We start from the raw sequence: 23010 nt of genomic DNA on the forward strand, positions 1-23010 counted from the left end.
CCGGGTGGTCTTTTCCTGCCCGCTGACCTCGAGCACCTCGATCCCGGCCGACAGCAGATGCACCGTCAACCCGGCCCCATACGAACCGGTCGACTCGACCCCGATCGCGGTGATCGGTCCGTGGCCGACGACCCAGTCCACCAACGCGGCATAACCCGCGCGGGAGACCGGGAACTCCCGATCAGCCAACAACACCCCGGTCTCGGTGAGCACGACCGCGTGATGGGTGCGTTGATGAGTATCGACCCCGGCCACCACCGGGGTCGGGTCTTGAGGCGTGGCATGGTTGGTGGTCATCATGGGTGATGTCTCCCTCTACAACTGGATCGAGGGATGACCTCCCAGGCCGGGCGGACACCACAGTGATGAGACACCGATCAAGGTCCTATCAAGTCACACCCGCCCGGTCTGGCCATCCAAACCGAAAGAGGGGCCCGGCGGGCCGGCCGTCGACAAGTCGCGTTCAAGGCACCCAACCAACAGCGCCAGTGTCGAGATCGGTCAAACGAACAACCCAGACCCCAAAGACATCATCCCCAAGGCCACCGGACCCCCACCACCATCCTCACTGTGTCGAGATGACCGCGTCGGGCTGGGCTCAGTCGGCGCCTGCCTGGTCGAGGAGGGCCTCGGCGATCGCCAGGTCCACGGGTTCGGTGATCTTCATCGCCAGCCGGGAGCCCTCGACGAGTTCGACCGGGACGCCGATCGCCTCGCAGCAGGCGGCGTCGTCGGTGACCACTGCGCCCGCCTCGGCCACGTGCTCGTGGGCCCGGCGCAGGGTGGCCAGGTCGAATCCCTGCGGGGTCTGTACGCCGACCAACGCGCTGCGATCGACGACCGTCGAGGTCCGTCCGGCCGGACCGGGTGACACCCGGCGGATCGAGTCGATCACCGGCAGCACCGGTACCACGGCGGCATGGCCCGCGCGGACCGCGGCGATCACCCGCGCGACCAGCGTGGCCGGGACCAGCGGGCGGGCCGCGTCGTGCACCAGCAGCACGGCGTCCCCGCCGTCCGGCGCGCAGGCGGCCAGGCCGCGGCGTACCGAATCCTGACGCTCCGCCCCGCCGACGACCAGCTCGGTCGCTATCGGCGCGCCGGCCAGGGCCGCGGTGAACTCGTCCGCCAGACCGGCCGGGACGGTGACCACGGCTCGCTGCACCCCGCCGGCGGCGAGCTGCTGCACCGACCGCCGCACCAGGGGTACGCCGCCGAGCTCGCGCAACGCCTTGGGCAGGCCGCCGCCGAGTCGGGAACCAGAACCGGCCGCCGCCACGAGGGCGACGACCGGTTTCAGTGAATCAGTCAACTCTTGCAAATCACACTGTGGTTGAAGATCAGGACGCGAGGACCTCGTCGAGCATGGTCTCGGCCTTGTCCTCCTCGACCTTCTCGGCGAGCGCGAGCTCGGACACCAGGATCTGACGGGCCTTGGCGAGCATCCGCTTCTCGCCGGCCGACAGTCCGCGGTCCTTCTCACGACGCCACAGGTCACGCACCACTTCGGCAACCTTCATCACATTGCCGGAGTGCAGCTTCTCCAGATTCGCCTTGTAACGCCGCGACCAGTTGGTGGGCTCCTCGGTGTGCGGAGCACGCAGGACGGAGAAGACCTTCTCCAGTCCGGCCGCGTCCACCACATCCCGAACCCCGACCAGATCCAGGTTGCACGCCGGCACCCGAACCACCAGGTCGTTCTGGCCGACGATCCTCAGCACCAGGTAGAGCTTGTCCTCACCCTTGATCTTGCGGGTCTCGATGTCCTCGATGACGGCCGCCCCATGATTGGGATAGACCACCGTTTCGCCGACTGTGAAGGTCATATGTTGTAACCCCTTTCCCGCAGACCAGTTTAGCACGGCCCACGACCACACCTCCGGGCGTTTCCCGTAGCCAGAGCGGGATCGGCGCCCCTTCTCGATCTTGACAAGCCGGTCAGCGTGTGCATCGGGACGGGGCCCGGCGGATTCTTGGTACGCTGCCACCGACATTCCCAGGTGAGTCAGGAGCCCAGCAGAAGTGGACCCCGTGAAGATGAAGCGTGCCAGGTTCGCCCGCGGCGTTGCCGCCCTCGCACTGACCGGTGCCCTGGCGGGCGGGCTGGCCGGCTGCGGTGCGCCGCAGACCCTGCAGCCCTACACCCCGGCCGCCGGTGTGAACACCGACATCGGTCCCGAGGGGGCCACCCCGCTCAAGGTGCGCAACCTACTGGTGATCAGCAGGGAGCCGGGTCAGGGCTTCCTGTCCGGGGCGATCGTGTCGCCGACCGACCAGGTCGTGCCCGAGGGGATCGTCACCCGCCGGGTGCCGGTGCCGGCGGACGCGCTGGTCGGGGTGAGCGGTGCCGCACTGGCGCCGAACGATGCCCCCGAGGGCCAGTTCGCCCCGGTCCAGACCAATGTGACGCTGCCGCCCGGACAGCTGGTGGTGCTCACCGATCAGCAGCCCATCCAGCTCACCGCGCCCGGACTGACACCGGGCCTGCTGGCCGACGTCACGCTCACCTTCCGCAGCGGCGCGACCACCACGCTGCGGGTCCCGGTCGTCGACGGCAACCTGCCCGACTACCGCACGGTGACCCCGGGCCCGCCGGCCGGCTCGGCCTCCCCGGCCGCCGGGGCGACACCGGCCGCTGGCGCGACACCGGCCGCCGGGGCGACGCCCTCCCCCGCGGCGACCCCCGGCTGAGATCCCGCGGACAGCACAACGGCCCGGTGGCGTGACCACCGGGCCGTTCGCGTTTCCCGCTCCGATCAGTTGAACAGCGAGGACACCGATTCACCGGAGTTGTGCCGGCGGACCGCCTCGGCGAACAGCGGCGCGACCGAGCGGGTCTCCAGCTTGTCCGGAGTCCGCTCGGCGGTCAGCGGGACGGTGTTGGTGGTGACGATCTCCGACACGTCGTCCTGGTTGTTCAACCGCTCCACCGCCTTGCCGGTGAACAGGCCGTGGGTGCAGGCGATCGAGATCGACTTCACGTTCTCCTCGCGCAGCCGGTCCATCAGCTCCAGCATCGAACCGGCGGTGGCGATCTCGTCGTCGATGATGATGACGTCCTTGCCGGCGACGTCACCGACGATCCGGTCGATGACCACCTTGTCGTCGGCCATCCGCTGCTTGGAACCGGCGGCGACCGGCAGGTTCAGCAGCCGGGCGAACTGGGAGGCGACCTTGGCGTACCCGAAGTCCGGCGACACGACGACGGTGTTGCTGAGATCCTTGCTCTTGTAGTGATCGGCCAGCTCGTGCACCGCGGTCAGGTGGTCCACCGGCACCGAGAAGAAGCCGTGCACCTGCTCCGAGTGCAGCGCCATGGTGATCACTCGGGTGGCACCGGCCGCGGAGAGCATGTCGGCGACCAGCCGGCCGCCGATCGAGATCCGGGAGGCGTCCTTCTTGTCCGAGCGGGCGTAGGCGTAGTGCGGGATGACCGCGGTGATGTGGCTCGCCGACGCGCCCCGGGCGGCGTCCAGCATCAGCAGCAGCTCCACCAGGTTCTCCTGCACCGGCGGCACCAGCGGCTGGACGATGTAGACGTCCTTGCGCCGGCAGTTGGCCTGCAGCTGCACCTGGAGGCAGTCGTTGGAGAAACGGGTGATGTCCGCCGGGGAGAGTTCGACACCGAGGATGTCGCACATCTCCTTGGCGAATTCGGGAGAACCAGAGCCGGAGAAAACGGTGATGTCGTCGGTCACGGGGGCCACCCTAGCCGTTCACCTGCCGTTCAATCGACCTCACCGGTGGTGCCGAGCAGCTCACGGATCTCGCCGGTCAGCTCGGCGAAGACCGGGCTGGCCATCGTCTCGGCGTACCGGCGGTGATCGGGCAGGGGTACGCCGAAGGTCTCGACGATCCGTCCGGGTCGCGGACTCATCACCACCACCCGGTTGGCGAGGTAGACGGCCTCGGGCACCGAGTGGGTGACCATCAGCACCGTCACCCCGGTCTCCTCCCACAACCGCTGCAGTTCGACGTTCATCTTCTCCCGGGTGAGCGCGTCCAGGGCGCCGAACGGTTCGTCCATCAGCAGCACCTCGGGGCGGTGCAGCAGGGCCCGGCACAGGCTGACCCGTTGCTGCATGCCACCGGACAGCTCGTGCGGGTACGCCTGTTCGAAGCCGCGCAGCCCGGTCAGCTCGATCAGTTCGGCGGCGCGTTGCTTCGCCTCCGCCTTCGGCATGCCGCGCATCTCGGCCTGCAGCAGGATGTTCCCCTCGGCGGTCCGCCACTCGGCCAGCGCGGCCCGCTGGAAGACGTAGCCGACATCGGTGCGCGGTTTCGTCACCGCAGTGCCGTTCAGGCTGACCGCGCCCCGGCTGGGTCGGATCAGCCCGGCGACGACCTTGAGCAGTGTCGACTTGCCGCAGCCCGAGGGCCCGACCAGGCTGATGAACTCCCCGCGCTGCACCGTCAGATCGATCTCGGTGAGCGCCAGCGTCTCCTTCTTCTTGCTGCGGAACAGCACGCCGATGTCGTCGATCTCGACGGTCGGGCCCGCGGTCGGTGCCGGGCCGGGGCGTACCGATTCGGTCTGCATCTCCACGCTCTCCACGCTCACGTTCAGCTCCCCGCCGGCTGGGCCGACTTGTCGAAGTAGGTGTCCACCGGCTTGGCGGATTCGATCAGCTTGGCCTCGGACAGCACCTGGATGGTGGCCTGCCAGTCGCTGTCGGCATTGGTACCGGGCGCCTTCCCCCTGGTGGCCGAGGTCTCCAGCAGTTTGGTGGTCTCCTGCCACTGGTCCAGCAGCACCGGCTCCGGCGGCATCTGCGGATCCTTGCCGACCATCGACTTGACCGCATCCTGGGGTTTGGCCTGCGCGGCGGCGAAGGCCTCACTGGTGGCCGCGACCATCTTCTTCGCCAGCTCCGGCTTCTCCTTGGCGAGCGCGTTGTTCACCACCAGGCCGTTGGAATAGAAGCTCAGGCCCGCATCGGAATAGCGGAAGTACTTGACCTCTTTGCCGGACTTGTTGGCGATCGTCGGCCCCTGGTCGTGGGCGAAGCCGATCAGCCCGTCCACCTGGCCCGACATCATGGCCGAGATCTTGCCGGCCGCGTCCAGGTTCTGCTGCTTCACATCGTTGGGCTGCAGGCCGGAGCGCTGCAGGAAGATCGGGAAGGTGGTGGTCGGCGCGTCACCGGCGGAGACCGCGATGGTCTTCCCCTTCAGATCGGCGACCGAGTTGATGTTCTTGTCGGCGAACACCTGGACCGCCGAGGGGGTCGTCTGCAGGAAGACGCCGACGCTCTTGATCGGCATCCCCTTGTCGATGTTCGCCAACACGGCCGGGGTGTCCGCCCAGCCGAAGTCGACCTGCTTGCTGCCGACGGCCTGGGCGGTCTTGGTCGATCCCTGCCCGGCCTTCACGGTCAGGTTGATCCCGTATTTGGCGAAGATGCCCTGGTCGAGCCCGTAGTAGAAGGGTGCGTGTTCGCCGTAGGGGTACCAGTTGAGCATCAAGGTGACGTCCTGCGGGCCGGAGTCGGCCTGGGCGCCGGAGCCGGCGCCGCTGCCGCAGGCGGTGGCGGCGAGGGTGAGCACGGTGGCCGCGAGGGTCGCGGCGATCTTCTTGAACTTCATTGTTCTGCCCTTTCGAGGTCAGGCCTGGACGGTGTTCGCGCCAGCTCCCCGGAAGGAGGAGTGCCAGCCGATGAGGAGTCGCTCCAGCAGCGCGATGGCGCCGAACAGGGCCACGCCGAGCAGCGACATGATGATCAGGGCGACGAAGAGGGTGGCGGTGTCGACGTTGCCGTTGGCCTGCAGGATCACGTATCCCAGCCCGGTGTTGGAGCCGACGAACTCCCCCACCACCGCGCCGGTGACCGCCAGCGTCGCGGCGACCTTGAGGCCGCTGAACAGCTGTGGCAGCGAGGCCGGGAAGCGGATCTTGGCGAAGGTCTTCACCTTGGAGGCGCCCATCGTCGAGGCGAGTTCGAGCATCTCCGGATCCACCGCGCGCAGCCCCGCGAGCCCGGAGATGACGATCGGGAAGAAGGCCATCAGCACCGCGACCACGACCTTGGGTGTCATCCCGAAGCCGAGCCAGACGATGAACAGCGGCGCGATGGCGATCTTCGGGATCACCTGGGCGAACAGCACCACCGGATAGAGGGTGCGCTCGACCGGTCGGGAGTAGACCATCACGATGGCCACCAGCTCACCGATCACGAACGCGAGCAGGAAGCCGAGCACGGTCTCGATCAGGGTGACCAGGGTGTGCTCGCCGAAGTAGGGCACGTTCGCCGCGAACGCCGCCCAGGTGTCGGCGGGTGAGGGCACCAGGTAGCGCGGCAGCAGACCGGCGGCCGTGGTGGCCCACCAGAGCAGCAGCACCGCCACCGCGAAGGCCAGCGGCGGCCAGTGTCGACCCCATTGGATCGCGGCCCGCGCCGGCCGGTGACCGACGGCGGTCTGGACCGAGGCTGTCGTCATTGACATTCCTTCCTGAGGATCCGGGTCGTCGCCGGCCCGGGTTGGAAAGCGCTTCCCAACATAGGTGTCGGGGGTGCGCCGGTCAAGGGTGGTGGCCGAATCGAGACCTGTGGATTCAGGTGCGGGCCGGTTGCCCGGCGCCGGTCAGGTGCGGCAGGACCAGGTCGCGGTAGCGCCCGGTCATCTCGGTAAGCACCTCATCGGCCGGCCGCGCGTAGATCTCGGCATTGAAGATCTCCACCTCCACCGGCCCGGTGTAACCGGCGCCGGCGACCATCGCACTGAGTGCGCCGAAGTCGATCACGCCGTCGCCCATCATGCCGCGGGAGAGCAGCGCGTCGGCCGCGATCGGCAGGTTGAAGTCGCAGACCTGGTACGCCGCCAGCCGGCCCTCTCGACCGGCGCGGGCGATCTGGTGGCCCACCTCCGGATCCCACCAGACGTGGAAGGCGTCGACGACGACCGAGACCACCGAGGGATCGAACCCGTCGGCCAGATCGAGTGCCTGGCCGAGGGTGGACAGCACGGCGCGATCCCCGCAATACATGGGATGCAGCGGTTCGAGCACGAGTTGTACGCCCCGCTCTGCGGCGTACGGGACGAGGTCGACCAACCGGTCCCGGACCCGCCGGCGAGCGGCGACCAGATCCCGGTCACCGGCGGGCAGTCCGCCGACCACCATGATCAGCTGATCGGTGCCGACGGCCACGCACTCGTCGATGGCGGCTCGGTTGTCGGCCAGGGCGGCCCGTTGGTCGGTCGGCCCGGAGGCGGTCAGGAAGCCACCGCGGCACAGGCTGGTGACCCGCAGCCCGGACTCGGCGACGAGTTCGGCGGCCCGCTCGAGGCCGACCTCCTGGATCCGGTTGCGCCACAGCCCGATGTGACCGAGGCCCGCATCCCGGGTCGCCGCCAGGGCCTCGGCCAGGCTCAACCGGGGTGTGGTGCCGGTGTTCAGCGCCAGTTCGAAACTCATCGCACTCCCCCGATCGACGACAGTGCGGCGAATCGCTCGGCGGCCAGGTCGGGGCGGCACAGCAGCCCGGCCTCCCCGGCCAGCCGGAGCGTCTGGCCGAGGTGGACCAGCGACCGCGCCGACTGCATCCCGCCGACCATCTGGAAGCCCGGCTGGTCGCCGTTCAGCCAGGCCAGGAAGGCGATCCCGGTCTTGTAGTGGAAGGTCGGCGCGGCGAAGATGTGCCGGCCCAGCTCGCGGGTCGAGTCGAGGATTTCCCTGCCCTGCTGGGGATCGCTGGCATCGTAGCGCTGGAGCGCGGCCGAGGCGGCGGGTGCGATCGCGGCGAAGATGCCGAGCAGTGCGTCGGAGTGCTGGTCACCGTCGCCGTCGATCAGCTCGGGATAGTTGAAGTCGTCACCGGTGTAGAGGCGCACCCCGGCCGGCAGCGCGGCACGCAGCGCGACCTCGTGCCGCGCATCCAGCAGGGAGACCTTCACCCCGTCGACCTTGTCGGCGTGCTCCTCGATCAGGGACAGGAAATTCCGGGTCGCGGTGGGGATGTCGTCCGACCCCCAGTAGCCGGCCAGCGCCGGGTCGAACATGGTGCCCAGCCAGTGCAGGACCACCGGCTGGTCGGCGCGGCGCAGCAGCTCGGCATAGGTGTCGCGATAGTCGCTCCAGTCCCGGGCGGTGGCCGCCAGGGCGCGGGAGCACATCAGCACCACCTTGGCACCGGCGGCCTCGACGACCTCGAGCTGTTCGGCGTAGGCGCGGCGCACCTGCGCCAGGCCGGCACCCGGGATGAGTTGGTCGGTACCGGCACCGCAGGCGATCAGGTCGCGTACGCCAAGCCCTGCCAGGGCAGGATTCCCGCGCCCCAGCTCGGCCGCGGCGGCCGCACTGGAGCGCTCGATCAGCTCGGCGGTGGCGGCCCAGTCCAGGCCCATCCCGCGCTGCGCGGTGTCCATCGCATCGGCCACCCCCAGACCCAGTCCCCAGATCCGCCGGCGCAGTTCCAGGGTGGTCTCCCAGTCCAGCACCGCGGGAGCACCCGGGGTGTTGTCGGCGGTCATCACCGGTACCACGTGGGCGGCGGCGTACGCCTTGCGGGCGGTCAGCGGCTGCTGCGGGACCGGCCAGTCGGTCGGCTCGGGCAACCGGTACGCCGACAGGGTTCCGTCGGGCTGCGGCAGTCGCACCGTCGACTCCAGCGTCGGCGCGCTCACAGCGAGAGCTCCGCGACGTCCAGGGTGCGGCGCTCGTCGGAGGACTGCAGCCCCAGCTCGGCGAGCTGGACGCCGCGGGCGGCCGAGAGCAGATCGAAGCGGTGCGGCCGTCCGGCGATCACATCGCGCAGGAACTCCTCCCACTGCAGCCGGAACCCGTTGTCCAGGTCGCCGTTGGCGGGGACGTCGAGCCACTGGGCGCGGAAGGGTTCGGTGGCCGGCAGATCGGGATTCCAGACCGGCTTGGGAGTGTGGGATCGCTGCTGAGCAACGCAATTGCGCAGCCCGGCGACCGCCGAGCCATGCGTACCGTCGATCTGGAACTCGACCAGTTCGTCGCGGAAGACCCGGACGGTCCAGGAGGAGTTGATCTGCCCGATGACCGGATCGCCGTCGGGGGTCTCCAGATCGAAGATCGCATACGCCGCGTCGTCGGTGTCCACGGCATAGGGCTCGCCGCGTTCGTCCCAGCGCTGCGGGATGTGGGTGACCGCACGCGCGTTCACCGTGCGCACCTTGCCGATGATCCCTTCCAGGACATAGTTCCAGTGGCAGAACATGTCGGTGGTGATGCCACCACCCTCGGCCTTCTTGTAGTTCCAGGAGGGACGCTGCGCCTCCTGCTGCTCACCGGTGAAGATCCAGTAGCCGAACTCCCCGCGCAGCGAGAGGATCCGGCCGAAGAAGCCCTCGTCGACCAGCCGGCGCAGCTTCACCAGGCCGGGCAGGTAGAGCTTGTCGTGCACCACTCCGGCGGTCACCCCGGTGCGTTCCCGCAACCGCGCCAGCTCGACGGCCTCGGCCAGGGTCTCGGCGGTCGGCTTCTCCGTGTAGATGTGCTTTCCGGCCTCCATCGCCCTGGTCAGGGTCGGCACCCGCAGGTTGGTCATCGAGGCGTCGAAGACGATGTCCACATCGTCCAGCACCGAGTCCAGGTCGGTGGTCCACTCGTCGAGGCCGTGCTTCTGGGCGAGTTCGGACAGCTTCTCCGGGTTGCGGCCGACGAGGATCGGTTCCACCTGCACCCGGCCACCGTCGGGCAGCAGGATGCCGCCCTCGGCCCGGATCGGCAGGATCGAGCGCAGCAGGTGCTGCCGCAGGCCCATCCGGCCGGTCACGCCGTTCATGGCGATGCGCAACTTCTTCGGGGCCTCGTGCTGTGGGTCGGTCATGGCGTCCTCCGTGGGCTGGGACCAGGTCACCGGGACGAGGCGGATCGCCACGCCGGCACCGGCGCCGGACTATGTTGGAAAGCGGTTTCCCGAGTAGGTTATGCTGCAGGTACCGGGTCGTCAAGGCCCACCCCAGCGAGGAGGCGTCATGGCGATGGTCACCCTGTCCGAGGTCGCTCGGCATGCCGGGGTGTCCCTGGCCACCGCCTCCCGGGTGCTCAACGGCTCCGCCCGCACCCCCGCCGCCGACATCGCCGACCGGGTCCGGGCCGCCGCGACCACGCTGGGTTATGTGCCGAACGCGCAGGCGCAGGCGCTGGCCCGCTCCAGCACCTCGCTGATCGGGTTGGTGGTGCACGACATCGCCGACGAATACTTCGCCAGCATCGCCAAGGGGGTGCAGCGGGTCGCCGCCGACCGGGACCGGCAGCTGCTGCTCGCGGTGGCCGGATCGATCCACTCCGCCGCGCCCGAGGTGGACCGCGCGGTGACCGCGTTCGCCGCGCACCGCACCGACGCGATCATCCTGGCCGGCTCCCGGACCGCGGCCACCGACGCCGTCCGATCCCGACTGGAGGCGTACCAGGGACGCGGTGGCCGAGTGGTCACCGTCGGCCAGTCCTGGGTGCCGGGAGCGGCCGCGGTGCGGATCGCGAACCGGGAGGGGATGGCCGAGCTGGTCGCCGCGCTGGCGGCCGACGGGCAGCGGCGCTTCGCCTATCTCACCGGCCCGGACGCGGCACTGGCCACCGTCGACGACCGGTTGGCCGGTTATCTGGACGGCATCGTGGCCACCGGGGCGGAGAGCGTGGCGCTGATCCGGGGCGAGTTCAGCATGGCCGGCGGGCACGAATGCGGCCAGCGGCTGCTGGAACAGCTCACCAGCACCCGGCGCCGCCCGGTGACGGTGCTGGCCGGCAACGACGTGATGGCCCTGGGAGCCGCCTCGGCGTTCGCGGAGGCGGGCCTGCGGATCGGCCTGGACATCAAGGTCGCCGGCTTCGACGACATCGGCGTGCTCACCCATCTCTCCCCGGGCCTGACCACCTATCGGCTCCCGCTCGGCGAGATCGGCGGCCTGGCCGCGGAGCTGGCGATGGACCCCGGGCTGCCCGACCCGGCACCGGTCACCGGTGAGGTGATCCGGCGGGCCAGCGCCTAACCGCCATCCAGCGAATCTTGAGTGCATATCCCTAACCCTGTAGGGCTGGCGAGATGCACCGAGGATTCGCTGGATCGCGCCGAGGGTGGCTATCCCTCGAACTTGTAACCCAGTCCGCGGACGGTGACCAGGTACCGGGGCTGGGCCGGATCGGGTTCGATCTTGGAGCGCAGCCGCTTCACGTGCACGTCCAGGGTCTTGGTGTCCCCGACGTAGTCGGCACCCCAGATCCGGTCGATCAACTGCCCGCGCGTCATCACCCGGCCGGCATTGCGCAGCAGCATCTCGAGCAGCTCGAATTCCTTCAGGGCAAGGCGTACGGGCTCACCGTTCACCGAGACCGTGTGCCGTTCCACATCCATCCGGACACCGCCGCTCTCCACCACATCGGGGACCAGCTCGACATCCTGACCGCGGCGCAGCACCGCCCGGATCCGGGCCACCAGTTCGCGGTGCGAGAAGGGTTTGGTGACATAGTCGTCGGCGCCCAGTTCCAGTCCGACGACCTTGTCCACCTCGGCGTCCCGGGCGGTCACCATGATCACCGGGACGCTGCCGCGCAACCGCAACTGGCGGCACACCTCCGTACCGGGCAGGCCGGGCATCATCAGGTCCAGCAGCACGATGTCGGCGCCATTGCGGTCGTACTCCTCGAGCCCGAGCTGGCCGTTGGGCGCCTCGATGACATCGAACCCCTCCTTGCGCAGCATGTAGGCAAGTGCCTCGCGGTAGGACTCCTCGTCCTCCACCACCAGCACACGGGTCATCGCAGGACCTCCCCATTCTTCTGGCCGACCGGCCCGGTTTCGATCTCATTGGGCGCAACGTTGGAAAGTTCTACCAAATCGGCGTCACCGTCCCCGACCAGCTGCTGGTCGAGGTCGGCATGCGCCGGGATCCGGATGGTGAACGTCGAGCCCTGGCCGAGCTTGGACCAGACGCTCACCGTGCCACCGTGGGCCCCGGCGATGTGCTTGACGATCGACAGGCCCAGCCCGGTACCGCCGTTGTCGCGACTGCGGGCGTAATCGACCCGGTAGAAGCGCTCGAAGATTCGGGGCACGTCCTTGGCGGCGATCCCGATCCCCGAATCGGAGACGGTGAGCTCGACGTAGTCGTCGTCGGCATCGCTGGTACGCCGGGCCGCGACGGCGACGCGATGCCTCGGTTCGGAGTAGATCACCGCGTTCTCCACCAGATTCGACACCGCGGTGGTGAGCTGCTCGGTGTCGCCCATCACCTTGCATCCGCGCTCCCCCGCCACGCTGAGGGTCACCCCGCGGGCACCGGCCCGCTCCTGGCTGCGGCGTACCGCGGTGGCCAGCACCCGGTCGATGTCGACCTCCTCGGCGGTGTGCAGCGGATCGTCGGCCTGCAACCGGGAGAGCTCGATGATCTGGGCGACCAGCTCGGACAGCCGCGCCGATTCACGGCCCATCCGGGAGGCGAACCCGCGGACCGCCTCGGGATCGTCGGCGGCGTCCTCGACCGCTTCGGAGAGCAGCGAGATCGCCCCGATCGGGGTCTTCAGCTCGTGACTGATGTTGGCCACGAAGTCGCGGCGGGTCTCCTCGACCCGACGGGCCGCGGTGCGGTCCTCGGCGAGCACCAGCACCAGATCGGCGATCGGGGCCACCCGGGCGGTGAGGTAGAGCGACGGGGCGCCGCGGCCGCGACGCAGCTCCAGTTCGGCGGTCCGGATCTGGCCGTCCCGGCGCACCTCGCGGATCAGATCGAGCACGATCGGTACCGCGATCCGGGTGCCGCGGACCAGCCCGAAGGTACGCGCCTGGCTGGTCGACTGCAGCACCTGGTCGTGCGGGCCGATGACGACGGCCGAGGAACGCAGCACGCCGATCACCGCGGAGACCCCTTCGGGCACGACCGGCTCCGGCGTCGGCTCGGGCTGCACCGGCGCCTCCTCGGCGGCCCGGTCGCCGCGGCCGACACGCGCGGCGATCAGCCAGCCGATGAGGACACCCAGGGTGAGCCCGAGCAGGGTCCACCAGATCCACGTCACGCCTTGCATGGTAGGCCCGATTCGAAGAGCCCGGCCCCATCCGGCGGGTCGATACCGGTCGGACCCGGTGCGTCTGGCATCTTGTTCTACAAGTGTTCACTCGGCGTTCATGCCCTTGGGGCCACGATGCTGTGGCATCCCGTAGGTTGGACGCCGAATGGGCCGCCGGCCCAGGACGCCCCGTCGGAGAACAGTGAGGTCATCTCGATGCGTGATTCCTACCGCGAACAGCTCGACACCGTGGTCAACGACCTGGTCGAGATGTCCCGGCTTGTGAGTTCGGCGGTGAAGCGGGCCACCCAGGCCCTGTTGACCGCCGACATCCAGCTCGCGGAACAGGTCATCTCCGACGACGCCAAGATCGACAGCGCCCACAACGACATCGAGCAGCGCTGCTTCTCCCTGCTCGCCCGGCAGGCCCCGGTGGCCGGCGAACTGCGCACCGTCGTCGCCGCGCTGCGGATGGTCGCGGAGATGGCCCGGATGGGTGACCTGTCCGCCCATGTGGCCAAGATCGCCCGGCTGCGTTACCCGGAGAAGGCGCTGCCGACCAACCTGGAGGGGAACTTCCGCCGGATGGCCGAGGTCGCCGACGAGATGGTGAACAAGGCCGGCAACACCCTGCACAGCCGCAATGTCGAGGTGGCCCACGAGCTCGCCGAGATCGACGAGGAGATGGACGACCTGCGCCGCAGCCAGTTCCGGATCCTGCTCAGCGACGACTGGACCCACGGTGTCGAGGCGGCCGTCGACGTCGCCCTGCTCGGCCGCTACTACGAGCGGATCGCCGACCACGCCGTCTCGATGGGCCGCCGGGTCGTCTACGTCGTCACCGGTGAGACCGCCGGCGACGACACCTGGACGACCGCCTGAGGCGTACGCCGATCCCCACGCTCATCGAGTAGGCCGCCATGCGCAGCGCAGCGGAGCATGGCGGCCGTGTCGAGATGAGCCCGTTGCCGGAACGAGCGCCCTTTCCCGGTGGTTGAGCGAGCGAGGAACGAGCGCCCTTTGCCGGTGGTTGAGCGAGCGAGGAACGAGCGCCCTTTCCCGGTGGTTGAGCGAGCGAGGAACGAGCGAGTCGAAGCCACCTACGGTGTACGCCGGCTGAGTTCGAATCCAGCAGCATCCGTCGTCGACCTTGCACCGCGCCGATCCCTTCGACTCATCGCTGCGCTCCTCGCTCAGGGAACGTGGGCGAGGCCCGCATGGCGGCCCACTCGATGAACGTGGAAGGTCGGTACTACTTCTTGCCCTGGTTCTTGACGGCCTCGATGGAGGCGGCGGCGGCCTCGGGGTCGAGGTAGCGGCCGCCGGGGGTGACCGGGCGGTACTGGTCGTCCAGCTCGTAGTACAGCGGGATGCCGGTCGGGATGTTCAGCCCGGCGATGTCGTCGTCGGAGATGCCGTCGAGGTGCTTGACCAGGGCACGCAGCGAGTTGCCGTGCGCGGCGACCAGCACCGTCTTGCCCGCCGCCAGATCGGGGATGATGTCGGACTCCCAGTAGGGCAGCATCCGCTCGACGACGTCCTTCAGGCATTCGGTACGCGGCCGCTCGGCCTCGGGGATGTCGGCGTACCGCAGGTCGTTGAACTGGCTGTACTCGTCGTCGATGTCGAGCGGCGGGGGCGGGGTGTCGAAGGAGCGGCGCCAGGTCATGAACTGCTCCTCGCCGAACTCCTCCAGCGTCTGCTTCTTGTTCTTGCCCTGCAGGGCGCCGTAGTGCCGCTCGTTCAGCCGCCAGCTGCGGCGTACCGGGATCCAGTGCCGATCACAGCCGTCCAGGGCGAGGTTCGCGGTGCTGATCGCGCGGCGCAGCAGTGAGGTGTGCACCACATCGGGCAGCAGCCCCTCGGCCTGCAGCAGTTCGGCACCACGCTTCGCCTCCGTGACACCCTTCTCGTTCAGGCCGACATCGACCCAACCGGTGAAGAGATTCTTGGCGTTCCACTCGCTCTCGCCGTGACGGAGCAGGATCAACTTTGCGCTCATGTCCCCCGAGCCTAGTGGGCGCGGTGCGAGCGTGCCGACCCCCGATGGCAGAATCGCGGCATGGACACCACACGTACTGCCGTTGTCACCGGAGCCAGCAGCGGGATCGGAGCGGCCACCGCGCGCACGCTCGCCGAGCTCGGCTTCAAGGTCATCTGCGCGGCCCGTCGGACCGAGAAGGTGGCCGCGCTGGCCGAGGAGATCGGTGGGATCGCGGTCACCTGCGATGTCACCTCCGACGAGTCGGTGGCCGAACTGGCGAAGACGGTCGGCGACCGGGTGGATCTGCTGGTCAACAACGCCGGTGGCGCACTCGGCCTGGAGCCGGTCGCCGAGGCGGATCTCGCTGCCTGGCAGGCGATGTACGACTCCAACGTGCTCGGTTCGGCGCGGGTCACCAAGGCGCTGCTGCCCGCGGTCGAGGCCGCCGGGGGCCAGATCGTGTTCATCACCTCGGTCGCCGCCGACGGTGGTTACGAGGGCGGCGCCGGCTACTGCGGGGTGAAGGCCGCGGAGCGCTCGATCGTGCAGTCGATGCGGCTGGAGTGCTTCGACAAGCCGGTGCGGATCGCCGAGGTGGTCCCCGGCATGGTGAAGACCGACTTCTCCCTGGTCCGCTTCGGTGGCGATGCGGAGAGGGCCGACAAGGTGTACGCCGGGGTGGTCGAGCCGCTGGTCGCCGAGGACATCGCCGAGTGCATCGGTTTCATCGCCGAGCGGCCCGGCCATGTGAACATCGATCGACTGGTGGTACGCCCCCGCGCCCAGCCGGCGCAGCACAAGGTGCACCGGGTCTGACGGACCCCGGTTGCGATCCGGTACGCCGGATCAGTCCTCGCGGAGGTGTTCGAAGGCCGCCAGGTTGTGGGTGGGCTCGCCCCGGGAGAGCCGCCACCGCCATTCCTTGCGGATCGATTCGGCGAAGCCGAGCTCCAGGATGGTGTTGAAGGAGTCGTCCGCGGTGTCGGCAACGGCGCCGAGCACCCGGTCGACCTCCTCGGAAGTCACTGCGTGGTAGGGAATCCGGCCGATCAGGTAGATGTCGCCGAGCCGGTCGATGCAGAACGAGACGACGTAGAGCCGCAGGTTGCGTTCCAGCAGCCAGCGATAGACCGCCTGATGGTTCTCATCCGGGTTGCGGACCACGAAGGCGCGCACCTCGAGTGCCTGCGCGCTGAACACCAGCGCGCACTCGGTCTGCAGCTTGCGGGTGCCGGGCAGGGTGACGCTCACCGAGTCGGCGGTCTCCCGGCTCTCCAACTCCAGTTCGGCCAGGCAGGCCATCACGACCTCGTGGGCCCGCTCCCGTTGCGCCAGCTGCTGATTCGCATCCATGCCCCAACGGTACGCCACCGATACCGACGTGAGATTGGGCACATCCACACCCGGCGAGCGGCGCACCGCACACCCCTTCGACGCCATTTCCCCTGTGCTGGTTGCGAATGCGGGAATCGACCAGCGGCTCGAACGCCGGCGGAGCACCATCCCGAAAAGTACTACAATACGTAGTAGACGGGATCGGGGATCCGGTCCCGGAGGATGGATGAAGGAGCTGGACCGCCATGACCACCACCAGGACCGAGGAGGATCTCCTCGGCGCCCGCGACGTGCCCGCCGACGCCTACTGGGGAATCCACACCCTGCGCGCGATGGAGAACTTCCCGATCAGTGACCGGACCATCAACGACGCACCCGACTTCATCCGCGGCATGGTGCAGGTCAAGAAGGCCGCTGCACTGGCCAACGCGGAGCTGGGCGTCCTTCCGGTCGAGATCGCCGACGCGATCACCACCGCCTGCGACGAGATCCTCACCGAGGGGCGCTGCCTGGACCAGTTCCCCATCGACGTCTTCCAGGGTGGCGCCGGGACCAGCGTGAACATGAACACCAACGAGGTGATCGCGAATCTGGCGCTGGAGCAGCTCGGGCGACCCCGGGGGGACTACCGGACGATCAACCCCAATGACCATGTCAACCGCAGCCAGTCGACCAACGACGCCTACCCCAGTGGTTTCCGGCTCGGGGTGTACGCCGCCCTGCAGCGGCTCACCGCTGCCCTGGCGGAGCTCGCGGATTCCCTGCAGCAGAAGGGAACCGAGTTCGCCGGCGTGCTGAAGATGGGGCGCACCCAGCTGCAGGACGCGGTGCCGATGACCTTGGGTCAGGAGTTCGACGGCTGGGCCGCGACGATCCGCGAGGAGATCGTGCAGCTCGACCACACCGCCGAACTGCTGCTGGAGGTCAACCTCGGTGCGACCGCCATCGGCACCGGGGTGAACACCCCGGTCGGTTATGCGCATCTGGCGGTGCAGAAGCTCGCCGAGGTGAGTGGCTACCCCTGCGTACCCGCCCCGAACCTGATCGAGGCGACCAGCGACTGCGGGGCGTACGTGATGGTGCATGCGGCGCTGAAGCGGGTGGCGGTGAAGCTCGGCAAGGTCTGCAACGACCTGCGCCTGCTGGCCTCCGGGCCACGCGCCGGGCTCAAGGAGATCAACCTGCCCGAACTGCAGGCCGGCTCCTCGATCATGCCCGCCAAGGTGAACCCGGTGATTCCGGAGGTGGTGAACCAGGTCTGCTTCAAGGTGATCGGCAACGACCTCACGATCACCCTGGCCGCCGACGCCGGGCAGCTGCAGCTGAATGTGATGGAGCCGGTGATCGGCCAGGCGATGTTCGAGTCGATCGGTCTGCTGGTCAACGCCTGCGACACCCTGCGCACCCGCTGCATCACCGGAATCACCGCGAACGAGGAGCGGTGCCGCGACTACGTCGAGAACTCGATCGGGCTCGTCACCTACCTCAACGACATCATCGGCCACCACAACGGTGACCTGGTCGGCAAGGAATGCGCCGAGACCGGAAAGACGGTCCGCGAGGTGGTGCTGGAACGCGGCCTGCTGACCGCCGAACAGCTGGACCGGATCTTCTCGGTGCAGAACCTGATGCATCCGCGTGATCTCTCCACCCTGGCAGAGATCCAGCACGATCCTCAGGCGACGAGGTAACCGATCATGATGCTCTGGATCCACCTGCTGATCGTCCTGCTGGCGATCTTCCTGGGGGCCCGCCTCGGCGGTATCGGCATCGGGTTCGCCGGCGGGCTGGGCGTGATCGCGCTCGGCCTGACCGGCGCCCAGGTGCGGACCTTCTACGTCGCCGACGGTGCGGTGAAGCTGGACATCCCGGTCGACGTGATGACCATCATCATGGCGGTGATCGCCGCGATCGCCGCCATGCAGGTGGCCGGTGGTCTCGACTATCTGGTGCACCTGGCCGATGTGGTGCTGCGCAGGAACCCCAGGCACCTGATGTTCCTGGCACCGATCATCACCTATCTGATGACCTGGATGGCCGGTACCGGGCACACCGCCTTCTCCACCATGCCAGTGATCACCGAAGTGGCGAAGGAGAACAACATCCGGCCCAGCCGGCCGCTGTCGATCGCCGTGGTCGCCAGCCAGATCGCCATCACCGCGTCCCCCATCTCGGCGGCCGTCGTCTGGCTCTCCGGCGCACTCGGCACCCCGCACGCCGGCCAACCCGCCGTCGACTATCTGCAGATCCTGGCGATCACCTTCCTGTCGACCTTCCCGGCCTGCATGATCGTGGCCGGTCTGATGCTCGCCTGGGATCGCTGGGTGAACAAGAAGTCCGCGCTGGAGTTCGACCCGGTCTATCAGCAGCGGGTCGCCGCGGGCCTGGTGCATCATCGTGACAACCACGACTACCGGGCGCCCAGGGGTGCCAAGGCGTCGGTGCTCATCTTCGTCATCGGCCTGGTGCTGGTGATGGTCTATTCGGCGGCCATCAGCGACAAGCTGCAGTGGATCGCGAATCCGCCGATGCCACGCGACGCAGCGATCATCGCGATCATGCTCTCGATCGCCGCAATCATCGTGATGGTTGCGAAAGTGCGGCCCGCCGACATCCTCAACGCACCCACTTTCAAGTCCGGGATGAGCGCCTCGGTCTGTGTGCTGGGGGTGGCCTGGCTGGGCACGACCTTCGTGAACGCCCACATCGATACGATCAAGTCCGCCGCCGGTGGTCTCCTGCAGGACCACTCCTGGCTGCTCGCGGTGGTGCTGTTCTTCGCCGCCTCGCTGCTCTATTCCCAGGCCGCGACCGCCAAGGCACTGATGCCGGCGGCGATCGCCCTCGGGGTGAGCAATGTCGGCATCGTGGCCAGCTTCGCGGCGGTCTCCGCACTGTTCGTGCTGCCGACCTACCCGACGCTGATCGCGGCGGTGGAGATGGACGACACCGGTTCCACCCGGGTCGGGCGGGCGGTGTTCAACCACCCCTTCCTGGTGCCCGGGGTGCTGACCATCGGGATCGCCGTCGGGCTCGGCTACCTCTTCGGTGGGCTGATCCTCTGACATAGGCTGCCGATCATGACCGACAGCTATGACGTGATCGTGATCGGCGCCGGTCCGGCCGGTGAGAATGCCGCGGACCATGCGATCCGGGGCAGCGACCGGACGGCGGTCCTCGTCGAGCAGGAGCTGGTCGGCGGGGAATGCTCCTACTACGCATGCATGCCGAGCAAGGCGCTGCTCCGTCCGCTCGAGGTGGCCGCCACCGCCAATCACCTGCAGGGCATCGGCAAACCGGTGGAACTCGATCCGGCCGGGTTGCTGGCCCGCCGCGACGCCTGGGTGTCGAACTATCAGGACGCGGGCCAGGTCGACTGGGCGCGCGGCGTCGGCGTGGACGTCGCCCGGGGCCGCGGCCGGCTCGTCGGCGAGCGGGAGGTCGAGGTGGTCGACTCCGCGGGCGGCGTACGCCGACTGACCGCGCGCCAGGCGGTGGTGATCGCCACCGGCAGCACGCCGACCGTTCCGGCACCGTACGCCGACATCGCGCCCTGGTCCTCCCGGGATGCGACCGGCGTGGTCGAGGTGCCGCAGCGGATCGCGATCGTCGGCGGCGGCGTGGTCGCCTGCGAGGCGGCGTACTGGCTGCGCGCACTGGGTGCCGAGGTGACCATGCTGGTCCGCGGCGAACGACTGCTGGCGCAGGCCGAACCGTTCGCCGGTGAGGCGGTGCTCGCCGGATTGCGGGCGGCCGGCGTCGACGTCCGCCTGGGCGCCGACGTCGATTCGGTACGCCGCGACCGGGTCGACGACGAGCCGGCGCTGGGGCGCCCGCACGGTGGACCGGTGCGGCTCGCCCTGTCCGGTGCGGAGCTGGAGGTCGATGAGGTGCTGGTGGCCACCGGCCGCAAGCCGGCCACCGACGGCCTCGGGCTGGAGGCGTACCCGGACGCGGACTGGCTGTTCTCGGTCGGTGATGCGTCCGGCGAGGCACCGCTGACGCACTGGGGCAAGTATCGGGCGCGGCAGCTCGGCGCCCGACTGGCCGCCCGCGCCGAGGGGCGTCCCGAACCGGAGCAACGCACCGATGCGCCGGTACCGCAGGTGGTGTTCACCGATCCGCAGGTCGCCTGGGTGGGTCGGACGAAGGCCGCCGCCGAGGCCGACGGCATCGAGGTGACCACCCGGGACGCGGCCTACACCTCGGCCGCCGGCGCGGCGCTGCTCCGCGACGACGCCGACGGTCATGCGCGACTCGTCGCCGACGCCGCCACCGGCCGACTGCTGGGCGCCACCTTCGTCGGCCCCGAGGTCGCCGAACTGCTGCACTCGGCGACCGTCGCGATCGTCGGTGGACTCACCCTCACCCAGCTCGAGGACGCGGTCCCGAGCTATCCGACCGCCAGCGAGGTCTGGTTGCGCCTACTCGACCAGTGACCGAACGCTCTCCGCTGCGCATGGTGGCCTACTCGATGAACGTCAGCGCAGCGCGGACTTCTGCTGCCACTGATCCCAGCTGAGATCCCACTCGCTCCAGCCATTGCCGAACTCTGTCGGCCGATCGGATCCGGTGAACACGACCGGGTCGCCGATCTGCGCGTTCTCGAACAGGGCGTACATCTGCTCGGTGGACATCCCCACGCAACCGTGCGAGGCGTTCACCTTGCCGAACTTGCCCTCGTTCCACGGCGCGGAGTGGATGAACTCCCCCGATGAGGTGACCCGGAGTGCGTACGCGACCTTGAGTGAGTAACCCTCCGCGGAGTCGCGGGCGATGCCGGTGGTCTCGGACTCCATCTGGATGTTCTCGGCCTTCTCCATCACCACCTTGGTGCCGGAGCGGGTGGTGAAGCCCTCCTTGCCGGCCGACATCGGGTAGGTCTTCGGCGCCTGGTCGCCGGTCTGCCAGGAGACGGTCTTGCCGGAGATGTCGACGCGGCCGATCTGCTGGCGACCGATCTTCAGCTTCAGCTTCCGGCTCTCCTGGCCGTAGCGGCCCTCCCCGGCGTTCACCCCGTTGAGATTGGCATCGAGGGAGATCTCGGTTCCGGGCTGCCAGTAGTCCTTGGGCCGGAAGTGCACGGTCTTGTCATCGATCCAGCCCCACGACCCCTCCTGGGCGGGAACCGAAGTGACATGGAGATTGCGCTCGAACTCGGCCTTGTTCGTCACCGGCTGGTCGAACTGGAGCACCACCGGCTGGGCGACCCCGAAGGGTCCGCCCTGCACCGGGGTGAGGGTCGGGAAGACCTCGTTGGCCCGCGACACCGCGGCGGTGGTGAAGGTGGCCTTCTCGGTCCTGGTGCTGCCGTCGGCGCCGGTGCCCTTCGCGGTCACGGTGTAGCTGGCCGAGGGATCGAGCCGACTGTCGGCGGTCCAGGCCCCCTGGTCGTTGACCGCGCCGCCGATCTTCGGGTTGGTGCTCTTTCCGGAGGCGGTGGTGCTGACCTGCACCTGGTCGACCTTGCCGAACTTCGGGGTGACGGTGATCAGGGTGTCCACCGGAACGCCCTTGGCACCGTTGGCGACGTTGAGATCCAACGCGAAGGGGCCGCTCTCCGGGGTGGGTACCGCGGTCGGGGTCTGGCTGCTCGGCGCGGCCGTCGCGGGTGCCGCGCTCACCGCCGGCGCGTTGCCCGCGGCGGACGGCGTACTCCCCGCGGTGGCGGTGCTCGCACCCCCGCTGCAGCCGACGAGCAGCAGGCAGCTGCCGATCACTCCGACCAGTCCGACACCACGCATTGAATCCCCCGATCCGTTCCGCGGCCGATCCTGCCACGCGCCGATGGCAATCCGCGCGGCCGGCCGGCGGGCGAGCTGCGGATCGTGACCTGATCGTTGGGGAACCCGGTGCCGAGCGTGCGCCGCTAGCGACCCGGGGCGGTCTGGATCTGCAACCGGGCCAGCACCCCGAGGTGGTCGGAATACTGGGCGGTGCGCAGCTCACCGGACAGGGTGCGGATCGGGCCGGCGTGCAGCACGTAGTCGATCCGGCGATCGGGAGCGTTCGCGGGATAGGTGTAGGCGTCGTCGCGGCCCAGCTCGCGGAAGGTGTCGGCGAAACGGGTACGCAGCAGCTCCATCTCGGGGGTGTCCGGGATGGCGTTCAGATCACCGGTCAACACCGTGGGGCGTGCCGGATCGTCAAGCCTGGAAAGGATCTCGCGGACCTGGGAGATCCGCTGCTCGGAGCGCTGGTGGTCCAGATGAGTGTTCCAGACCTGGACGAACGCACCCCGCACGTTGATCGTCGCGGTCAGCAACCCGCGCTGCTCGGTCGGCCGGGTCGGGTAGGGGATGCTGGTCAGCGGGACGTTCTCGCTCGCCACGATCGGGTACCGGCTGAGGATCGCGGTGCCGTACTGCCGGCGTTCGGTGCGACCCTCCGGCGGCGCCTCGTCGAGGTTCGCACCGTAGGCGAGCTGGTAGCCGAGCAGCCGGGCGAGTTCGGCGCCCTGGTCGGCCCAGGCGCTGCGTTCACCCCAGTAGCGGTCGACCTCCTGCAACCCGACCACGTCGGCACCGCTGGCCCGGATCTCTTCGGCGATCCGGACGAGGTCGAGCCGGCCGTCCTCGCCGACACCGTGCTTGATGTTGTAGCTCAGCACGGTGAGCTGGAAATCCTTGCGTGGTGCGGCATCCGCGGCGGTGCTGAATCCGCCGAGACCGAGCAGCAGTGCGAGGGACAGGACGAGGGTGGTGACCAGTCGCATGGCGGTGAC

23 protein-coding genes are annotated in these 23010 nt (G+C 68.9%); 7 read left to right on the forward strand and 16 right to left on the reverse strand.

Features of this window, described 5'->3' with window-relative positions:
- The 3 genes from BI335_RS08625 to BI335_RS08635 form a co-directional block, all read right to left on the reverse strand.
- On the reverse strand, positions 1–300 hold a 300-nt coding region (locus tag BI335_RS08625; RefSeq protein ID WP_144009093.1), incomplete at its 3' end, for an IS110 family transposase.
- A 298-nt stretch (positions 301–598) separates the two neighbouring features.
- Entirely contained in the window at positions 599–1312 is a 714-nt protein-coding gene (gene ispD / locus BI335_RS08630; protein ID WP_229119506.1) for a 2-C-methyl-D-erythritol 4-phosphate cytidylyltransferase, read from the reverse strand.
- Between the two features lie 28 nt (positions 1313–1340).
- Positions 1341–1826: a CarD family transcriptional regulator gene (locus BI335_RS08635; protein ID WP_094357255.1), complete on the reverse strand. Its 486-nt coding sequence runs from the start codon at positions 1824–1826 to the stop codon at positions 1341–1343.
- Between the two features lie 205 nt (positions 1827–2031).
- Between BI335_RS08635 and BI335_RS08640 the strand changes: the two genes are divergently transcribed.
- A complete protein-coding gene (locus BI335_RS08640; protein ID WP_144009094.1) occupies positions 2032–2691 on the forward strand; it encodes a hypothetical protein in 660 nt (219 codons plus the stop codon).
- A 65-nt stretch (positions 2692–2756) separates the two neighbouring features.
- Here BI335_RS08640 and BI335_RS08645 read toward each other — a convergent pair whose 3' ends face one another.
- From BI335_RS08645 to BI335_RS08675, 7 genes are all read right to left on the reverse strand, one after another.
- Positions 2757–3698, reverse strand: a complete 942-nt coding sequence (locus BI335_RS08645; RefSeq protein WP_094357259.1) for a ribose-phosphate diphosphokinase — start codon at positions 3696–3698, stop codon at positions 2757–2759.
- 29 nt (positions 3699–3727) lie between these two features.
- Complete coding sequence (locus BI335_RS08650) at positions 3728–4561, reverse strand: ABC transporter ATP-binding protein (protein WP_229119507.1); 834 nt, start codon at positions 4559–4561, stop codon at positions 3728–3730.
- A 2-nt stretch (positions 4562–4563) separates the two neighbouring features.
- Positions 4564–5586: an ABC transporter substrate-binding protein gene (locus tag BI335_RS08655; protein ID WP_094430341.1), complete on the reverse strand. Its 1023-nt coding sequence runs from the start codon at positions 5584–5586 to the stop codon at positions 4564–4566.
- 18 nt (positions 5587–5604) lie between these two features.
- The gene (locus BI335_RS08660; RefSeq protein WP_229119272.1) at positions 5605–6438 is read right to left on the reverse strand and encodes an ABC transporter permease; all 834 of its coding nucleotides are present in this window, start codon (positions 6436–6438) and stop codon (positions 5605–5607) included.
- A gap of 115 nt (positions 6439–6553) precedes the next feature.
- Positions 6554–7414, reverse strand: a complete 861-nt coding sequence (locus BI335_RS08665) for a sugar phosphate isomerase/epimerase family protein (protein WP_094430343.1) — start codon at positions 7412–7414, stop codon at positions 6554–6556.
- On the reverse strand, positions 7411–8622 hold the full coding sequence (locus BI335_RS08670) for a dihydrodipicolinate synthase family protein (RefSeq protein ID WP_229119508.1): 1212 nt from the start codon (positions 8620–8622) through the stop codon (positions 7411–7413). Before BI335_RS08670 ends, BI335_RS08665 begins: the two co-directional genes overlap by 4 nt.
- The gene (locus BI335_RS08675) at positions 8619–9794 is read right to left on the reverse strand and encodes a Gfo/Idh/MocA family protein (RefSeq protein WP_229119509.1); all 1176 of its coding nucleotides are present in this window, start codon (positions 9792–9794) and stop codon (positions 8619–8621) included. Before BI335_RS08675 ends, BI335_RS08670 begins: the two co-directional genes overlap by 4 nt.
- Before the next feature lie 148 nt (positions 9795–9942).
- Here BI335_RS08675 and BI335_RS08680 point away from each other — a divergent pair, with 148 nt between their 5' ends.
- Positions 9943–10956, forward strand: coding sequence for a LacI family DNA-binding transcriptional regulator (locus BI335_RS08680; protein WP_094430345.1), 1014 nt, complete (start codon positions 9943–9945; stop codon positions 10954–10956).
- A gap of 89 nt (positions 10957–11045) precedes the next feature.
- On the opposite strand, the gene BI335_RS08685 is transcribed toward BI335_RS08680, so the two are convergent.
- Together BI335_RS08685 and BI335_RS08690 are read right to left on the reverse strand one after the other, a co-directional pair.
- Positions 11046–11723: a response regulator transcription factor gene (locus BI335_RS08685; protein ID WP_094357270.1), complete on the reverse strand. Its 678-nt coding sequence runs from the start codon at positions 11721–11723 to the stop codon at positions 11046–11048.
- On the reverse strand, positions 11720–12976 hold the full coding sequence (locus BI335_RS08690) for a sensor histidine kinase (protein ID WP_229119510.1): 1257 nt from the start codon (positions 12974–12976) through the stop codon (positions 11720–11722). Before BI335_RS08690 ends, BI335_RS08685 begins: the two co-directional genes overlap by 4 nt.
- Positions 12977–13183: 207 nt before the next feature.
- On the opposite strand from BI335_RS08690, the gene phoU reads away from it, so the two are divergent.
- Entirely contained in the window at positions 13184–13849 is a 666-nt protein-coding gene (phoU, locus tag BI335_RS08695) for a phosphate signaling complex protein PhoU (protein WP_094357274.1), read from the forward strand.
- 370 nt (positions 13850–14219) lie between these two features.
- Here phoU and BI335_RS08700 read toward each other — a convergent pair whose 3' ends face one another.
- Positions 14220–14969 (reverse strand): phosphoglyceromutase, encoded by a 750-nt coding sequence (locus BI335_RS08700; RefSeq protein WP_094430349.1) that lies wholly within the window; start codon positions 14967–14969, stop codon positions 14220–14222.
- A 60-nt stretch (positions 14970–15029) separates the two neighbouring features.
- Here BI335_RS08700 and BI335_RS08705 point away from each other — a divergent pair, with 60 nt between their 5' ends.
- Complete coding sequence (locus tag BI335_RS08705) at positions 15030–15767, forward strand: SDR family NAD(P)-dependent oxidoreductase (RefSeq protein ID WP_094430351.1); 738 nt, start codon at positions 15030–15032, stop codon at positions 15765–15767.
- A gap of 30 nt (positions 15768–15797) precedes the next feature.
- On the opposite strand, the gene BI335_RS08710 is transcribed toward BI335_RS08705, so the two are convergent.
- The gene (locus BI335_RS08710; protein WP_229119511.1) at positions 15798–16304 is read right to left on the reverse strand and encodes a type III secretion system chaperone family protein; all 507 of its coding nucleotides are present in this window, start codon (positions 16302–16304) and stop codon (positions 15798–15800) included.
- A 227-nt stretch (positions 16305–16531) separates the two neighbouring features.
- On the opposite strand from BI335_RS08710, the gene aspA reads away from it, so the two are divergent.
- Genes aspA through BI335_RS08725 form a run of 3 tightly spaced genes read left to right on the forward strand, consistent with a single transcriptional unit; the run spans position 16532 to position 20725 of the window.
- Complete coding sequence (gene aspA, locus BI335_RS08715; protein ID WP_094430353.1) at positions 16532–17977, forward strand: aspartate ammonia-lyase; 1446 nt, start codon at positions 16532–16534, stop codon at positions 17975–17977.
- Between the two features lie 6 nt (positions 17978–17983).
- Positions 17984–19351 (forward strand): anaerobic C4-dicarboxylate transporter, encoded by a 1368-nt coding sequence (locus tag BI335_RS08720; protein ID WP_094430354.1) that lies wholly within the window; start codon positions 17984–17986, stop codon positions 19349–19351.
- A 15-nt stretch (positions 19352–19366) separates the two neighbouring features.
- Positions 19367–20725: a dihydrolipoyl dehydrogenase family protein gene (locus tag BI335_RS08725; RefSeq protein WP_094430356.1), complete on the forward strand. Its 1359-nt coding sequence runs from the start codon at positions 19367–19369 to the stop codon at positions 20723–20725.
- Positions 20726–20767: 42 nt separating this feature from the next.
- Here BI335_RS08725 and BI335_RS08730 read toward each other — a convergent pair whose 3' ends face one another.
- Together BI335_RS08730 and BI335_RS08735 are read right to left on the reverse strand one after the other, a co-directional pair.
- The gene (locus BI335_RS08730; protein ID WP_094430357.1) at positions 20768–22030 is read right to left on the reverse strand and encodes a L,D-transpeptidase; all 1263 of its coding nucleotides are present in this window, start codon (positions 22028–22030) and stop codon (positions 20768–20770) included.
- Positions 22031–22155: 125 nt separating this feature from the next.
- Positions 22156–23001 (reverse strand): endonuclease/exonuclease/phosphatase family protein, encoded by an 846-nt coding sequence (locus BI335_RS08735; protein ID WP_094430358.1) that lies wholly within the window; start codon positions 22999–23001, stop codon positions 22156–22158.
- Positions 23002–23010: the final 9 nt, after the last annotated feature.

The organism is Enemella evansiae, assembly GCF_002250705.1.
Classification (GTDB): domain Bacteria; phylum Actinomycetota; class Actinomycetes; order Propionibacteriales; family Propionibacteriaceae; genus Enemella; species Enemella evansiae.

Coding starts and splice junctions, on each gene's coding strand:
- BI335_RS08700 (WP_094430349.1), bottom strand. CDS start 14,969: ATGAGCGCAAAGTTGATCCTGCTCCGTCACGGCGAGAGCGAGTGGAAC.
- BI335_RS08705 (WP_094430351.1), top strand. CDS start 15,030: ATGGACACCACACGTACTGCCGTTGTCACCGGAGCCAGCAGCGGGATC.
- BI335_RS08680 (WP_094430345.1), top strand. CDS start 9,943: ATGGCGATGGTCACCCTGTCCGAGGTCGCTCGGCATGCCGGGGTGTCC.
- BI335_RS08685 (WP_094357270.1), bottom strand. CDS start 11,723: ATGACCCGTGTGCTGGTGGTGGAGGACGAGGAGTCCTACCGCGAGGCA.
- aspA (WP_094430353.1), top strand. CDS start 16,532: ATGACCACCACCAGGACCGAGGAGGATCTCCTCGGCGCCCGCGACGTG.
- BI335_RS08675 (WP_229119509.1), bottom strand. CDS start 9,794: ATGACCGACCCACAGCACGAGGCCCCGAAGAAGTTGCGCATCGCCATG.
- BI335_RS08735 (WP_094430358.1), bottom strand. CDS start 23,001: ATGCGACTGGTCACCACCCTCGTCCTGTCCCTCGCACTGCTGCTCGGT.
- BI335_RS08635 (WP_094357255.1), bottom strand. CDS start 1,826: ATGACCTTCACAGTCGGCGAAACGGTGGTCTATCCCAATCATGGGGCG.
- BI335_RS08730 (WP_094430357.1), bottom strand. CDS start 22,030: ATGCGTGGTGTCGGACTGGTCGGAGTGATCGGCAGCTGCCTGCTGCTC.
- BI335_RS08660 (WP_229119272.1), bottom strand. CDS start 6,438: ATGACGACAGCCTCGGTCCAGACCGCCGTCGGTCACCGGCCGGCGCGG.
- BI335_RS08720 (WP_094430354.1), top strand. CDS start 17,984: ATGATGCTCTGGATCCACCTGCTGATCGTCCTGCTGGCGATCTTCCTG.
- BI335_RS08665 (WP_094430343.1), bottom strand. CDS start 7,414: ATGAGTTTCGAACTGGCGCTGAACACCGGCACCACACCCCGGTTGAGC.
- BI335_RS08710 (WP_229119511.1), bottom strand. CDS start 16,304: ATGGATGCGAATCAGCAGCTGGCGCAACGGGAGCGGGCCCACGAGGTC.
- BI335_RS08655 (WP_094430341.1), bottom strand. CDS start 5,586: ATGAAGTTCAAGAAGATCGCCGCGACCCTCGCGGCCACCGTGCTCACC.
- BI335_RS08725 (WP_094430356.1), top strand. CDS start 19,367: ATGACCGACAGCTATGACGTGATCGTGATCGGCGCCGGTCCGGCCGGT.
- phoU (WP_094357274.1), top strand. CDS start 13,184: ATGCGTGATTCCTACCGCGAACAGCTCGACACCGTGGTCAACGACCTG.